Genomic DNA, 16708 nt, shown 5'->3' on the forward strand with positions numbered 1-16708 from the left:
AGAACGCGTTGTATTAATGTATTAAATATAGCAAAATTGAAGAAATGTTTTTTTAGCTTGGTATTAAATTGCAAACTGTATGCCCCTGTTGCGACCTAATCATCGATATACCTCGCATAGTCGCAAAACAAATGGCTATTTGCCCTCATTGCCAACACAAACTTTGCGAAGCTGACGTTAATCACGACAATCGTATCGTTGCACTGAGCTTTAGCGCTTTGCTTATGCTGCTTAGCAGCATGTTTTATCCTTTTATTTCATTTAGCAGTAGCGGCATTACCCAAACGATCACTTTACCTGACGCTGCACGCATTTTATTTAATTACGACAGTGAGCTGCTGGGTTTATTTATTGATTTAAGCATTATTGCGCTACCAATGAGTTTACTTGTTGTCTTGATCCCTCTGCATTTAGGCGTTTTAAAAACGCTCCCTGAAGGCATTGCTAGGCGGTTACTAAAAGTCACTCTTTCACTTGAGCCTTGGATTATGAGTGAAATATTTTTAATTGGCGTACTTGTCAGTATGGTTAAAATTATGTCGCTGGCAGATATTAGTTTTGGAACAAGCTTTTGGGCATATGTAGGGTTTGTAATTTTATATATTGCAGCGCTCGCTCATTTAAATAGACCCAGACTTTGGGCTCAAATAAAACCGGCGAAAGAGCTCAAAGGCGCTGAGCATGCTAAACGTGCAATAGACGAAAATATAAAGGCGTGTCATGTGTGCCATCAACTATGTACTGGCGATATATGCCAGCGCTGCCATACAAAAACACACGTAAGAAACCCCTATAGTGTACAAAAAGCCACGGCTTGGCTAATAACATCAGTAGTTTGTTATATTCCAGCCAACGTATTACCTATTATGCATACTACCAGCCTGGGTGATGAATCACCTTCAACCTTAATTGGTGGTGTTATTACGCTTTGGGGAAGTGGTTCATACCCTATTGCTGCTATTATCTTTTTAGCCAGTGTAGTTGTCCCACTTGCAAAAGCATTTGTGCTTAGCTTTTTATGCTTTATGGTTGCAAGGCCCGCAAATTGCCATACAAAACGCTATACGAAAATTTACCAACTAACTGAATTTATTGGTAAATGGTCAATGATAGATGTATTTGTTGTTGCTATACTGGTTGCATTAGTGCAATTAGGTAACTTAATGTCGGTCACTCCTGGGCTTGGCATCGTATTTTTTACCGTTATGGTAATATGCCAAATGATGGCAGCTCACGCATTTGACCCTCGTTTATTGTGGGATTCACCTAAAAATAAAACTTCAGAGAAAAAAGTATGACAGAGACGGCAAACGTTACAAAAGAACCGAAGATTTCCGCCATCTGGATTATTCCGGTTATTGCGCTGCTTGTTGGTATGTGGATGCTTTATCAATATCAGGCAAATAAAGGCTCTACTATTTATATAAAGATGCCTCAAGCAGAAGGTATTATTGCAGGTAAAACTGAAATAAAAGTACGCAGTGTAAAAATAGGTCAAATAGATCACATTCGACTTTCTGATACACAAGACAGCGTTATTGCCCGCGCCCAAATAGATAAAAACTATGATTCATTACTCACTGAAGATGCTAAAATATGGGTAGTAAAACCCCGCATTGATGAAACAGGAATAAGCGGTATGAGTACACTACTTTCGGGTGTGTATTTAGAGTTTTCGCCTGGTGAAAGTGAAGAATTAAAGGAACGATTTGAACTGCAAGATGAACCCGCTTTAATTGGTAAAGATGTTAAAGGTGGGCGGTTTAAGTTAATGAGTTACAACGCTGAAGTACTTGAAGTAGGCACTGGTATATTTTTCAAAAACTATAAAATAGGACAAGTAGAAACTGCCACATTTGATTGGAAAAACCAAGCAATGAAGTACGGTATTTTTATTAAAGAACCCTATCAAAACTTGATAACTATGAACTCTATTTTTTGGGTTAACGCCGGCATAGAAATCGATCTTTCTGCTGATGGTATTAACATAAACACAGGTTCATTAAGTAAGTTATTAAAAGGGGGTATCTCTGTCGGTTTGCCTGAGCAACAAACCCCAGGTGAAATAGCCCAAGACGGGCATAGCTATTCACTTAGCCAAAGTTATAAAGAGGCGCTTGAAGAACGCTTTTACGATTTTGACTACTACATTATTGATTTTGAACAATCAATTCGAGGCCTTCGAACAGGTGCACCTGTAGAGTACAGAGGGACACGCATTGGTACCGTAGTCGAAGCACCTGCTAATGTAATAGTAAATGGTAAGCCTGCTCATTTTAAAAACCACAACACAGCGGTTCCAGTACTTATTAAAATTGAATACGGTCGTTTATATTACGATAGCGCTGCAGCTAAAGAGTTTTGGCAAAGCAGCCTAAGCGGATGGATAGAAAGTGGTATGCGTGCCTCTTTAAAACCAGGTAATTTATTGACCGGTGCTGTGTATGTTGATTTTGATATTTACCCCGATGCACCTAAAGCTAACCTAGATAAGCTTGCACAATATGATGTATTTCCGAGTATATCTAGCGGTATTACTGTACTTGCAGACCAAGTGTCTGATGTATTGAATAAGGTAAATAGCTTAAAAATTGAAGATAGCTTAGCGCAAATGCAAGCAACATTTAGTGACTACCAATCGCTTGCCAATGAAATGCGCGAACTGTTGAGCCAAAAAGACACACAAAACTTACCAGGCGATTTTAACCGTAACTTTGAAAAAATGACAAAGAGCATGGAGCAGTTTGAAGTGACCATGCGTCAATTTGATAAAACGATGGCCAGTTACCAAGCAGGCTCAGAACTTCATCATCAAATTCAACAAACACTCAAAGAGTTTAAACGTTTAAGTGAAGGTCTGCAGCCACTCACCCGTGGTTTAAACGAGCAACCTAACATGCTTATTTTTGACAAGTCGCTACCCGCTGATCCAAAACCAAGGAAGCAACAATGAAATCTATACTTTTAACTGCTAGTTTTTTATTACTCTTGGCCGGGTGTAGCGCATCAATACAAACTGCAACGCAGTACTATCAATTTGAACAGCCTATTGGCGCATCATCTCGAAATGTAGCGTCTACTGATGCACAGCTTAGAGTGCAAACCGTTGTACTTAGAGGTGCGCTCAACAATTTGGGTATTGCGATGAAAATTGACAGTAACCAAATTCATGCTGCTAATTACAACTTATGGGGTGAATCTCCAGACTCTATGCTAACGGCAAGCGCACAACAAACCTTGTTTAATGCCATGCCAAATTGGATGGTAATAAAAGGGTTGCCCGTAATTACTGAACTTGATCAGCAAACATTTTATGAACTTGAATACGAAGTTCATCATTTTAATGGTGATTTAGAGGGCAATGCGGATATCTCGGGCCTGTGGCGCTTATATTACACTCACCCAGAAACCGGACGACGTTTAATTAGTATTCATAACTTTTCAAATGTAGTTCCTTTAGAAGATGACGGTTATGATGGCCTTGTATCGACACTTGAAAGAATATGGCAAGAGATAAATTCAAACGTCGCAATTAAAATAGAACAATCGCGACTTTAATCCCCCCTCTACTTATGTGTTTTATCAGGTACGAAATTTATTTCTGGCCTGATAAAACATAGCCTCAACAAACCTACTAACTTTTTGCATAAGCCATATTAAAACACTAAACGTTGATTCTTGTTACAATTTCGTTAAATTTATAATGACAAAACTGTACCTATTTTATATTATCTCCACTTACAACCAAAATAAGCATTAAGAATGTATAACCTCACTAATTAAAATACTAAATCATTAGAAATAATTTCCTAAACAATCACTAATTGTTCAAAAACAAAGTGTCTTGCTTTAAATAGAAAGTGATATATCCGCAACGATATGTCGGTAAATATTTAAGTAACCCACATACGTCTTTTTCAATTTGATGGATTTTATCTTTTATATAGTTTTAATTAGTGATAGTTATTAGGAAATAATAGATGAAGAAACGTATATTACTCACAGGGCTAACGTTATCCCTGCTGTCAACCACAATGCACGCTAATGCTGCAGTCGGACCCATTATTTGGGAAGAAAATTTTAACACATTAAATGATCAAACATGGACAGTAGATACTGGCGATGGGTGTGACCAAGGGTTATGCGGTTGGGGGAATCAAGAGCTCCAATGGTATGCGAATGAAAATGCATACATAGATGATATTCCAAATGAAATTGGCAATAGAGCACTTGTTTTAGAGGCTAAAGACGAGACAAGCAACGGGTATGCTTTTACCTCTGGCAAAGTGCAAACAAAAAATAAAATAGCTGTTAAATATGGCATGATAGAAGTACGTATGATGGTACCCGATGTGGGTGTCGGATTATGGCCTGCAGCGTGGTTACTTGGTACTACAAATCAATCTTGGCCTGCTAAAGGCGAAATTGACATGATGGAAATGGGCCACAAAGAACAAGCTCGTGCTGATGCAGGCTTCCCTGGAGCCGATATCAATCATTATGTTGGATCTAACTTAATATTTTACACTGAAGATGCATGTAGCGATGGAAACCCAACATGTGCCGCAAGTATCGCGTGGCAAAACGATAATGCTCACGTATCAAATACGCCATTAACAAACCGCTTTGTAACATACCGAACCTATTGGACTGATTCACACATTCGTTTCACAGTTGAAGACGAAGGTGTTGAAATTGACTTATTTGATACGCCTTTTACTATCACAGAGGAATCAAGCGAATTCCAAGCTCCGTTTTACTTACTACTAAATTTAGCTGTCGGCGGCAACTTCACCGATGCAATTACGAACAGCCAAGTTTCAGCCGTAAAACCGGCTAAAATGTATGTAGATTACGTACGAGTATATGAATTAGATGGCCAAGGTGAGGTTTTTATTGGTGACCAAACAGTGCCTGAAAATGGCAGCTTAGGCATATATACAGACACAACAGCCACTAACAACCAGCTTGAAATAGGGACAAGTGCTGATATTTTTATCTGGAATACACAATCGTTCACCGAAGGCAATGAACTACCATTTGAAGGCAGTAATGTTATTTCGTGGGATTACACGTCTAAAAATGAATGGTTTGGTGCAGGTATTCAAGCTCGCGAAATTAGAGACCTAAGCAATTTTTCAGAAGATGGTGTATTAAGTTTTAAAATTAAAATACCAGCAGACGTGTCGTTTAAAATAGGCATTGAAGATACATATACGAACATAAATTGGATTGAATTTCCAGCTGATGAAGAATATTACGGATTAGTTCGTGATGGTCAATGGTCTACTGTAACTATTCCTGTTAACGAGTTACGTGGTGAATTAATAGCACTGCAATCATTAAAGGGCCTTTTTTATATCGCAAGCCTTGATAATGATTTACCAACAGCCCCATTTGAAATGGCAATTGACGACATTGTATGGTTAGGTGGCGCAACCACCTCAACGCCAGATGATACAGATAACGACGGTGTATTAGATATTGATGATATCTGTCCAGATACTCAAGTTGGCAACAGTGTTGATAATAACGGCTGCCAAATACTAACTGCACAGAGTGTGCGCATAGAAGCTGAGGATTACACTAGCTACTATGATAAAACACCGATAAATATTGGTGGCGAATACCGTAATGATGCCGTTGATGTTCAAAAAACAACAGATCAAGGCGGCGGTTACAATGTTGGCTGGATTGAGCCTGGTGAATCTCTGAGTTACACATTAGATTTAGGTGCAGGTACATACAACATTAGCGCACGAATTGCCTCTGCAGTAACGGGTAGTTTTACGTTATCTATTGATGATGAAGTGATTACAAACAATACGGCTGCGACAGAAGGTTGGCATGAATATGAAACATTGCTTTTAAGCACAGTAGAACTAGAAGCATCGCAACATACATTAACTATTACTGCTCAAAGCGGAAGTTTTAATTTTAATTGGCTAGAGTTGACACTTATAGAACCAGAAGTAATTAATACGGTTATTGATAGTGATAATGATGGAGTACTTGATGCTCAAGATCAATGCACTAATACTCTACCAGAGACGGTTGTCGATGAAGCTGGTTGCAAAATTACACAAACTAATACTTTAGATATTGAAATCACTTCACAAAGTTCACTAGATTTTGTTGTTAATTTACCTGATTGGGCTGATGTACATTATATTGTTAATGAAGGTACGCAGCGTAATTTCAGAATGACTAACAACGGAGACAACAATACAAAAACCCTTACAGGACTGAGTGATGGCGATCAAATCGTTTACTCTTTCACCTATTTAGACAGTGATAACAGAGTAAAAACGTCACCTTGGTTTAACCTAGTTTTTAGCAGCACAGTGTTCGACAATAGCGATAATAGCGATAATGGCGATAATGGCGATAATGGCGATAATGGCGATAATGGCGATAATGGCGACAATAACAATGCTGACAACCCATCTGATATTGATTTAACAAGTATTGTTCCTTTATTTGACGCCAATACACAACTTGAGCAAGCCATCACATTTGACAGAGGTGACGCATTAGTTACTCGCTTCGCTGATCGCGGTCGTGACCGTCATGCAAAAGAAGATCAATTTCAAGCCTATGATCATTACCTATCTCACTATTGGATACACCGTACGGCACAGTTTGAGTTTGTTGACTATGTAGCTAAAGGCGGAACAACGTTAGAAATAACATTTATAACCGAATGGAAATTAGGTCCAAAAGAACTTAGAGCTTGGTATCGTGGTTTAAACACAGTTGCTGAGTATCATGGTAATTTAGGTGGTAACGTTGTTGAGCTAGACAATGGTAGCTACGATAATAACTTTAACAAAATTAGTGACGATGGCGACCAATATCGCTATCAGTTAGTGATTGATCGATACCGCCCTTTAAATTGGTCAGCATCTGATAATATTCCTTTAGCCGTAGGCCAACGTATGGAATTTGAAGTAAGCCAATTTTTAGACGATGTGCCTGAAGGGCGTGAAAACTATTACGGTACAACCTACTTATATATTGTAGGTGAAGGCCTGGTGCCATGGAAAACAGTCGGTGACTTTGAAGATAAAGAATCCGAACGTGAAGATTCTTACCCAATAGCAGAAAATGGTCGTCTTGGTGGCGGCACTACTTTACCTTACAATTACACTGCAGAGTCTGACAACCACTTCATGCAGATGGCGACTAATTTGTCTAATATCAATGGGCAAACATTTGTAAAAGGGCGTCGTGTCCATCATACGAACTTTAACACTGGTGGACATGATGAAAGTGTTGAAAATGGTATATTTTCAGAACTTGTTGGTAAAGCAGGCCCTAACTATGTCAACGCAACTTGCGCAGGCTGCCATGAAAGAAACGGACGCGCATCTGTAGCAGATGTTGGTTTGCCACTTGATAAATGGGTCTTTGCGATTGCAGATGAAAATGGGAACCCAGACCCGCTACGCGGCTACATCCTACAACCAAATAATATAGGTATTAATACAGATTTAGGTGAAGGCACAGTAAAAATTGCCTCATGGACTGAAAATAACGGATTACGTTCACCAAACTATGAGTTTTCAAAAGGTCGCCCAGCCCGTTTTTCTGCTCGCTTAGCACCACAACTCGTTGGTCTTGGCTTACTAGAAGCAATAAGTGAGGAGACAATATTAGAACGTGAAGATGAAGCAGACCTCAATGGAGATGGCATTTCTGGTAAAGCACGTTTATCTACTGACCCTATTACCGGCGAAACTCGCCTAGGACGATTTGGTTATAAAGGTAATGCAACAAGTATTATGCATCAAGTTGCTGGCGCATTAAATACAGATATGGGTGTAATGACATCAGTAATACCAACACCAGATTGTGGACCGCAACAAACCACATGCGGTAATAATACTGGCTCAGAACTGTCTGATGAACACCTAAATGATTTAGTTAAATATGTTTCTTTACTAGGTGTTCGTGCACAGCGCGACCTTGACGATCCAGACGTAATTTTAGGTGAAACAGTCTTCAACGAAACGGGTTGTGAGAGCTGTCATAGAAGCACAATGAAAACTAGCGAGTTTGCTGTGCACGCAGAGCTTCGAAACCAAACTGTTCGTCCATTCACTGACTTATTGCTTCATGATATGGGGGAAGGCCTTGCTGACAACTTAGGTGGCGGAAATGCAACTGGAGCAGAATGGCGCACAGCGCCGCTTTGGGGCCTTGGTTTATCAGCATGTGTCACGGGTGGAGTAACTAATCCAACAGGTTACCAAGGAGATGATGTGTGTGCACCTGATGCAAACTATCTTCATGATGGCCGCGCACGTACTATTAATGAAGCAATCATGTGGCATAGTGGGGAAGCAGAGCAATCTCGTATTGCCTATGAATCTCTTAGCAACACAGAGCGTTCAGCCCTACTAACATTTTTAAATTCTTTATAGACCATAATAAGTGCAATATTCACATTAGTGTAAATGACTAATGTGAATATTTTACGATTTAACTAGCTGCTATAACAAACAACTACGTGTAATAATTTTTACTACACAAAATCCCACACTACCCTATTGCACCATGCTTTTATACAGTTGGACTTCCCATAGCTTGCTAAACACAGTGAGGTACATTGTAAATTACAATAAGAGGTGTTTTATGAGCAAAGTCACACTGTACTAGCTTAGTTAATTTGGGTAAAAATAACGAAGTCAAAACGCGACACCTACTCCTCGGTAATCAAATTAGAAACTACTCACATTGTAGTCATCCAAGGTTACACATAAAAAAGATCCTGCCAAGGCGGTGGTAGTCAATAAAACAACAGTAAATAAATAAGTTATTCAATTAAAATAAGAACTAAATGGCCAGACAACCACAACGTCGCCAATATCGCCAATATCGCCAATATCGCCAATATCGCCTGAACAGTTTAAAATTCATGTACTTAAAAAACAATCCAACGCATTGAATTAAAGAAGGTATATTAAAAAGGCTACCACCCTTTTAATGTCCGATCCCCTTAACAATTCTTGATAATTGAGAAGTTTGGAAGTCCAGTTAAACCAACGAGAGCATTACCCAATTAGCATGTCGTGCAGCGTATTCAATGTGCATCGCAGCTGCTATAGATATTAAAAACTGTCTAGTGAAAGCTGGGAAGTCCAATCACCGGGATCAATTGAAGTTAGAAGCTATAAAACGAAGCTGGTAAAAGGTTGGATATGATAACTTTAAAGATGATACATACAATGTAAGCGAGTATATCAACGACTATTGCAACAACCCTAAATCACACCATTATAATGCTGGTTTATAACCAAATGAATCTGAGGTTAGATACAAAGACTGTGGCTAAAATTAGTTGACTGGACTTTTAATAGTTTATAAAACATAAGTAATATTAAAAATAAAAAACCCGTATAGCAAGCGCTATACGGGTTTAAATATGTTATTCGCAAAGGCTATTTTGTTTTACGAACATATGTTACGTCTGTCATTGTAATTTTAGACGTTGTAATACCAATTTTCTCAAAACACTTCTTGAAGCTAGAAGAATCACCATGTTCACCACAGTTATCATTACCTTCAGGGTATTGTGATTGTAAGTAGTTACCAAATTTAAAGTATGACTCTGAATCATCTTCAACTTCAGTTTCTAAGTCCTTACCGAAAGCAGATACTTTAACTACACCGTAATCATTTAACACGTGAAAAGTAAATGAGTCGCCGGTCTTAATAGTACCTAGGGCTTTTTTCTCTTCTTTACCGCTCTTGTTAAGAATACGAACGTACACATCAAAAATACCATTTGCAGCTTTACTATCATAGAAACCTGATTCATCAGTATCAGACACATAAAGTTTCATTATTGTACCAGTATCACCTGCGTGATGCTGTGCAACGATAGTTTTACCGCCAGTTGAAAGATCAACTTTGATAGTTGCTTGGAACTCTTCGTACGTATCAGTCATCGCGATACGTTTACTTTCTTTAATTTTGTACTCATGACGCCAGCCGTTACCGTTAGGCGTAGTCACTTGTTCTTCAAGTGCAAGGAACACTAAAGTAGATTCGTTAATTCTTGGATCACTACCTTCCAGTTCAAAAATTGAACCATTGGTGATATTTTCAGGAATCTTCAAGTCTGGAATTGATTCACCTGGATCAGTTGGATCTGTAGGCTCTGTCGGATCCGTAGGGTCAGTTGGCACTTCAATTGGACTATCCACTAACTCACCACAACCGTAAAGCTGTGCTTCTAGTAAGCTGTTCCACTCATAATCTTCAGAAGAGCTATTACCTTGGCCAATTACTCGGATAAAACGCGCATACACATCGCCTAAATTATTCGCATTTAGATCCTCGTCACCTTGTGATTCTGCTCCCGTAAGAATTGAATCCCAGTTAACACCATCTAATGACGCAGCAATATCAAAATAAGCAGTACGCTTATCTGCTGAATACCAAGCTGTTTGAATTGAATCAACAGTTGTCTCGCCACCTAAGTCTAACTGTAGCCATTTGCCATCACCTTTAGAAGACCAACGAGAAGCATCTTTCAAAGAACCATCTACCGCAAGGCTTGGTCCGTAATTGCCGCTTGATGAACCATCATCACTCGCTGAAGCGCTTAAGCGAGTAATTGGACACGAAGCAGGTGGTTCTGTCGGTTCAGTTGGTTCAGTTGGTTCAGTTGGAGTTTCTATTGGGCTTTCTTTAAGTTCACCACAACCATACACTTCTACATCTAGTAAACTATTCCACTCAGAATCTTCAGATGAGCTGTTTCCGTAACCAACAATACGGATGAAACGTGCATAAACATCGCCTAAATCATCTTTATTAAGCGAGTCATCACCTTGAGATTCAGCATCTGTAACTACAGGAACCCAGTTTTCACCGTCTAGTGATGTTTCAATATCAAAGTAAGCAGTACGCTTATCGCCTGATAACCATGCTGTTTTTATACTATCAATCGTCGTTTCACCGCCAAGGTCAAATTGGATCCATTTTCCGTCACCTTTAGAAGACCAACGAGATGAATTAGTTAAGAATCCATCGATCGCTTTTTCTGGTGAGTAGTTGTTGTTATACGAACCATCATCGCTAGCTTCGATAACTTCTAACTTAGTCACGCCACACTGTTCTGGTACAGGAGTCGGTTCTGTTGGCTCTGTTGGATCTGTTGGGTCTGTTGGTATAGAGTCCGCTCTAACTAATTGTATATCATCAAAATAGCCATGCTGGAATTCGTCATTAAATTTAGTGTAAACCTGAATTCTTGAGCGAGATTTAGAATTAAACGGAACAACAGCTTTACTCCATTTGCTCACATCAAACACTACTTTTTTTACTACATCATAGCCATTATTAACACCAAACTTACCTGAACCATTTACATAGCCGGTAAGGATGTAATCTGTATTTTTTTCAACGTCAACCCACTGGTGTACACGCGCTGGTGAACCCATTAGTTGTAGAGATTGCGTACCAGATTTACTTATAATTGATGCACGAGCGTCATCAATTATCGTCCAATAAGTTAGGCCACTTTCAAAGCCTGGGTTTTTAATTACTACTGCATCTGCATAAACCGAACCTGTTAACATTATCGCAGCAAGCGGTAACATTTTGAATTTTCCAAACATTATCATTTCTCATTAATTTATTTAAAATAGTTACTATCAATTAAAAACCAATACTTTAAGCCTAACAAAAGCAAAAAATATGGGTGCATAGGTTGACAGGGACGAGAATTTACCCTCTCGAGGTACGAAATGCAAGCGATAATTTTAATTTAAAAAACTAAACAATGAGACCCCGCATGTTAACACTTGTTAATTTATTAATTAAGAAAAAATCTACTTTCTTTATAAAAGCCAGTATTTACTGGTTGCGCAGAGGGTAAAACATTCTAAAAAAGGGAAAGAAAAGATAGCATAATTAGTTATCATTTATATTTATAAAAAATATGCAATAAACTTTTTAATTTATAACTTTTGCTTTTATTTCTGCTATCAATCTTTCATTTACTATTTTTAGCAACAATAAATATTAACTTTTTACATAACTAAAATTGCTATTTTTAGCTAACAGAAGAAGATTTAATTAAACATTAGAATTTGTGAAAGGGAGTCGCAGATAAAGCTAGTGTTTCTACTAGCCTTATCTGATTTTGAGGTGGCCGATTATTTTTGAAGCTTGATGCCTTTGTAGTAAGTATCGAATGTTGTAATTTTGGATTGATTAGGTAAATCTGCAAACTCACTTTCAATAAACTTAGTACCACGCAGCTGCACATTTAAACGCGCTGCTTGTGGGTTTAACATAGTTTGCTTGTAGTACTGTCTTATATCTGCAAGGGTTACTTTTTCTACTTCATCAATCAGTTTTTGCTTTGAATTAAATTTAAAGTTTTCGCGGTACCAGTCATTAATAAGCGGGCTCATTTCGTCGCTTAAATTTTTAGGCTGCTCTTTAAGTGACACTAATGTGGCCTTTTTAAGCTGCTCAAAAGTGTCATTACTCATATTATCAAGCTCTACCGCATACTCTTTTTTAAATTGATCAAAGCGTGCTTGTATCTCTTTAGGGCCTTTAACCGGTGTCTGAATAAACAAACCAATAGCTGAGTATTCTTCTATTGGGCGAGCCAATGCACCTACTGCGTAGGCTAGCTGCTCTTCGGTACGCATTTTATCAAACGCAACGGTTCTAAAATGACCTTGTAATACGGCAGCTTGTGCCTTTTGCTTGTAACCTGCAACTGGGTGTACAGTCATATCAACAACAGCTACATCTGCCACATCAATGTCTTTTTGCAGTACCAACGTTTCACCAGGTTGAGGCAACCATGCTTTGCTGCGGGCAAATTCGCTGTGCGTGTGATTACTTGCAAGTGTCGCGCTTAATTCGCCAGCTATTGCGTCAATATCTTGTTGGTTATAATTACCATAACTAAATACACGTAAATCGTTTTTAGCAAACGTTGCTGTTTTTAATTGGTTTAAATCAGCCACAGATAAAGAATCAGCTGCTTTTATAAGTGCATCAGTATCAAAGCTACCTGTGCGAACGAGTTTTGAATATTCACCAAAGGCTTGTGCATAAGGGAACTGCTTTTGCTGGTTTAATAAATCACGTTTATAACGATCAATTGCTTGATTAAATGCTTGTGCAGTAACATCCGCTTTCAAACCATTAAGCGCTTGTTTAAGTAGTACATCTTGTTTATCGGTAAAGCCGCTCATTGATAATACAAGACCATTACTTGGCGCAAGACTCACACTCATACCCGCTATTGCAGCCTCTGTGCTTAGCTGGCTTTGTTGAATATTATATAAATCAGCCCATACCGAATAAAGCACTTCGGCATTAATATCGTTTAAACCAGGTTGCGTGTTTATATATACCTCAACAAGTCCTTTAGGTTGCTCTGCAAACTTTTGACTTGCTTGGCGCCATACCTTTACACCGTTTTTATCATAGGCTAGTACTGGGTGTTTTTGCTCTTTAAACGCTTTAGTTTTAATTGCAAAGCTCTCCGGCAGTAAGTTATTTACACTTGGAAGCGCTAATTTAAATTCACTTGGTTTTTTCCAGCTGGCAATTTCATCATCGCTGATATCGTCTATGCGATACTTACCATCATAAAAATGCAGTTGTGAATCCGTTTTTTCTTGTTTAGAGATGTACCAAACACGTAGCGTTTTAGCGTTTAGTTGGTCAAGTACGTTATTGACTGCATCAGCATCAAATTTTGCATAGTAGTAAGGAGCATTAATCGCATGATTAAGCGGATAAACCTGCATACTACCGGTAAGCGAGCTTACATAGTTAAACTCATCGCCTTTTTCTAAAAATTTAAACTGGTTGCTAAGCGATGTTTTAATTTCATTAAAGTACTTACTATCTACACCCTCTTTTTTAATTAAATCGATGTATTGCATAATCGTCGCAACGATTGTTTCGCGATTTTTCATACCCTCATCGGTCAATTCAATATTTACATTAAGTGTGCCGTAATTACCGTATTGAGTTGGTGATGGTGATGCTGATAACTGCGATACCCACCCTTTATCACGTAAAATTTGCGCTGGGCTGCCCGGCATTTCGTTACTTAATAAATAGGCAACAAAACGATTTGGCTTAACGGCAAATTCATTAGCGTTATTGGCAATCGTGAAATCTAACTGCAGCTGTTTTACATCTTCATTCGGAGAGTAAAATACACGTTTACCGCCCGCTTTATCAAAATCTACTTTTGCGGTTACAGCAGGCTTTTCTATGTGCTTATTTTGTATATCAGCAAAATATTTTTGCGCTTTTTGCTCCATCTCAGCAATTGGCAAGTTAGAAATAAGTGCAACTTTCATAATATTTGAAGAATAATATTTATTATAAAAATCGACGGTTTCCTTATGCAATGAGCTATCTTCTTTATCGCCTAGCGTTTCAAGGTTACCGATTAAAAAACGGTTAGCGGGATGATCGCCCATCATTTTACGCGCAAGTTTAAACTGACCAAAAAAGTCCATTTCTCTGCGCATCGACCACTCTGCATTTACTGCATTTTTTTCTTTTTCTGCGTACTCAGGGTATAGTTTTGGTGCTTTAAAAAAATCAGCAAAACGATCTAGGCCTTCATCAAAGGCATCGTTATTAATCTTAAACATGTAGTTGGTAATATCGAGCCAAGTGTAGGCGTTATTAACTCCACCATTTTTGGTCATGAAATCAGAATACCCTTTTGTGTCTGGGTAACGCTCAGTGCCTAAAAACAACATATGCTCTAAATAATGCGCCATACCTTGTTGTGATATAGGATCATGTAGCAAACCAACGCCAACACTTAATGAAGCCGCTGATTTTTCGGCGCTCGGATCTGAAACCAAAATAACTTCTATTTCGTTTGCTAGTTTTAACGTTTTATATTCTCGGTTATCATTTGGGCTAACAACTAATGAATCAGCTAATAAACTCGCTTTAGGAGGCGTTGAAACCGACGAAGTATTTGAACAACCACTTAATACAGCAAGTGCTATGGCGCTAAAGCCAATAATTTTTTTCATTTTATTTTTCCAATAAAGTATTGCGCTAGGTATGCGCTCAAACATCGTAATAGTCCTAAATTAACATTAACAATTAAGGCTTTGCCACAATTTAACGCTAAAATATGTAACACATTGTGAAAAAGCACTTCATACTTAAGGTTTATAAAACAATAACAAAGGTACATTATGGAAAGAATTATTATCTTAGCTATGTTCGCTCAAGTAACATTGTCGTTAGTTGTGATGATTGTTATGGGGAAAAGGCGTATTACAGCGGCTAAAAATAAGCAGCTAAATTTAACTGATTTTAAAACAATGCAATTAGATAAAGCCGGCGACACGGTGCGCGTAGCGGATAGAAATTTTTCTAACCAATTTGAAATTCCTGTATTATTTTATGCCGGATGCTTACTGGCTTTACAGCTAAATAGTGCTAGTTATTTAGTGGCCGCTTTAGCCTGCTTATTTGTAGTATCTCGCATTGTGCATACTATAATTCACTTAGGAAGCAATAACGTAAGGGCTCGCTTTAACGTCTTTTTATTCGGTTGCGGCTGTGTATTTATAATTTGGCTTACCATGATTTGGCGAATCATGGCTTTTTAGGTCAATTAAACAAATCACGCTCTAAATTTTAAACCTCTTAATTAGAGCATCGGTTAAATATTATCAGCGGTATAAAGTTATGCCGCTGATAATAAATAATTTTACGCTACTATTTAAATCGCTTCAAACGTGTAAACGCTAATAAAACCCCACCTAATAACCATGCCAATGAACCGCCTGAGCTGCTATCTGAGTCGGTAGATGTATCGCCACTATCAATTGATGTGTTTGTTGTAACGGTTAAACCCGCTGCAGAATTAGGATCGTCATCCATTACAACTACGCTGTGAATAGTCACTAAATTTGCACCGCTAATGCTTACATCACTGCTTGAGCATTGTTGCTCAGTAATACCTACTACCGGTATTTCACCGCAATGAACGAGCGCTGCAATTTTATCGAGTGTAGACTGGCTCGCGGCTGTAATTTGGCCAAACACAGTAAAACCACCATTTTGAGTGTCAAGCGAGGCACTATTATCTGAAATATTAAAAAACCATTGGCTTGTTGCACTGTCTTCATCGCCAGAAAGCTTAGCCATAGCAATGGTGCCTTTAACATTGGAAAATACAGGCTCATTCTCTACAGCAGGCTTAGTATCAATCGCATCTAACGAATCAGAATACGTAAAGCCCCCACCCTGAATCACAAAATCTGCAACAGAGCGATGAATCACCGTTTCGTTATATGACTCATCTTGAACATAACTCAAAAAGTTTTCGACCGTTTTGGGAGTTTGCTGATCAAATAAATTTATTTCTATTGTGCCTTGGCTCGTGTTCATTTCGACAATAGTTGCGGTGCTTGTGAAGCTTGCGAACGCGAGTGCTGAGCCAAGTAAAAGCTTTTTCATGTTTTATTCCTGTTGTTATAATTTTTAACGATTAATTAACCTGCTTGCAGATTAAAACGTCACGTTATTAAAATCGATTATTAAATTTATGAAGATACAAATTAGACCGCACTGATAACACTTTAATTACATATTAAGCTAATTATATTCTTTTCGGTTATACAAAGCTGATTTAGTAAAACTAAATCAGCTTAAGCAAAATACTTACATTTGT

General features: G+C 38.3%; 8 protein-coding genes. 5 read left to right on the forward strand and 3 right to left on the reverse strand.

Annotated features, from left to right (window positions below; genetic code table 11):
- Positions 1-68 precede the first annotated feature (68 nt).
- The 4 genes from J8L73_RS08090 to J8L73_RS08105 all read left to right on the forward strand — a co-directional run bounded on the left by J8L73_RS08090 (position 69) and on the right by J8L73_RS08105 (position 8426).
- Positions 69-1298, forward strand: a complete 1230-nt coding sequence (locus J8L73_RS08090; protein WP_211016067.1) for a PqiA/YebS family transporter subunit — start codon at positions 69-71, stop codon at positions 1296-1298.
- Positions 1295-2953, forward strand: a complete 1659-nt coding sequence (pqiB, locus tag J8L73_RS08095; RefSeq protein ID WP_210999695.1) for an intermembrane transport protein PqiB — start codon at positions 1295-1297, stop codon at positions 2951-2953. The genes J8L73_RS08090 and pqiB overlap by 4 nt, the downstream gene beginning before the upstream one ends.
- Positions 2950-3558 (forward strand): PqiC family protein, encoded by a 609-nt coding sequence (locus J8L73_RS08100; protein WP_210999696.1) that lies wholly within the window; start codon positions 2950-2952, stop codon positions 3556-3558. The genes pqiB and J8L73_RS08100 overlap by 4 nt, the downstream gene beginning before the upstream one ends.
- 422 nt (positions 3559-3980) lie before the next feature.
- Complete coding sequence (locus tag J8L73_RS08105; protein WP_211016069.1) at positions 3981-8426, forward strand: di-heme oxidoredictase family protein; 4446 nt, start codon at positions 3981-3983, stop codon at positions 8424-8426.
- 1017 nt (positions 8427-9443) lie between these two features.
- Here the strand turns inward: J8L73_RS08105 and J8L73_RS08110 are convergent.
- Positions 9444-11630 carry a discoidin domain-containing protein gene (locus J8L73_RS08110; RefSeq protein ID WP_211016071.1) on the reverse strand — a complete coding sequence of 729 codons (2187 nt, stop codon included), beginning with the start codon at positions 11628-11630 and terminating at the stop codon, positions 9444-9446.
- 540 nt (positions 11631-12170) lie between these two features.
- Positions 12171-15053, reverse strand: coding sequence for an insulinase family protein (locus J8L73_RS08115; RefSeq protein ID WP_211016073.1), 2883 nt, complete (start codon positions 15051-15053; stop codon positions 12171-12173).
- Positions 15054-15221: 168 nt separating this feature from the next.
- On the opposite strand from J8L73_RS08115, the gene J8L73_RS08120 reads away from it, so the two are divergent.
- Complete coding sequence (locus J8L73_RS08120) at positions 15222-15641, forward strand: MAPEG family protein (RefSeq protein WP_210999700.1); 420 nt, start codon at positions 15222-15224, stop codon at positions 15639-15641.
- Between the two features lie 109 nt (positions 15642-15750).
- On the opposite strand, the gene J8L73_RS08125 is transcribed toward J8L73_RS08120, so the two are convergent.
- A complete protein-coding gene (locus J8L73_RS08125; protein WP_211016074.1) occupies positions 15751-16494 on the reverse strand; it encodes a peptidylprolyl isomerase in 744 nt (247 codons plus the stop codon).
- Between the last annotated feature and the right edge of the window lie 214 nt (positions 16495-16708).

It is taken from the genome of Pseudoalteromonas sp. MMG006, from assembly GCF_018101025.1.
GTDB lineage: Bacteria > Pseudomonadota > Gammaproteobacteria > Enterobacterales > Alteromonadaceae > Pseudoalteromonas.

Bases quoted from the DNA above. Each gene is read 5' to 3' on its own strand.
- pqiB (WP_210999695.1), top strand. From the start codon at position 1,295: ATGACAGAGACGGCAAACGTTACAAAAGAACCGAAGATTTCCGCCATC.
- J8L73_RS08100 (WP_210999696.1), top strand. From the start codon at position 2,950: ATGAAATCTATACTTTTAACTGCTAGTTTTTTATTACTCTTGGCCGGG.
- J8L73_RS08105 (WP_211016069.1), top strand. From the start codon at position 3,981: ATGAAGAAACGTATATTACTCACAGGGCTAACGTTATCCCTGCTGTCA.
- J8L73_RS08110 (WP_211016071.1), bottom strand. From the start codon at position 11,630: ATGTTTGGAAAATTCAAAATGTTACCGCTTGCTGCGATAATGTTAACA.
- J8L73_RS08115 (WP_211016073.1), bottom strand. From the start codon at position 15,053: ATGAAAAAAATTATTGGCTTTAGCGCCATAGCACTTGCTGTATTAAGT.
- J8L73_RS08120 (WP_210999700.1), top strand. From the start codon at position 15,222: ATGGAAAGAATTATTATCTTAGCTATGTTCGCTCAAGTAACATTGTCG.
- J8L73_RS08125 (WP_211016074.1), bottom strand. From the start codon at position 16,494: ATGAAAAAGCTTTTACTTGGCTCAGCACTCGCGTTCGCAAGCTTCACA.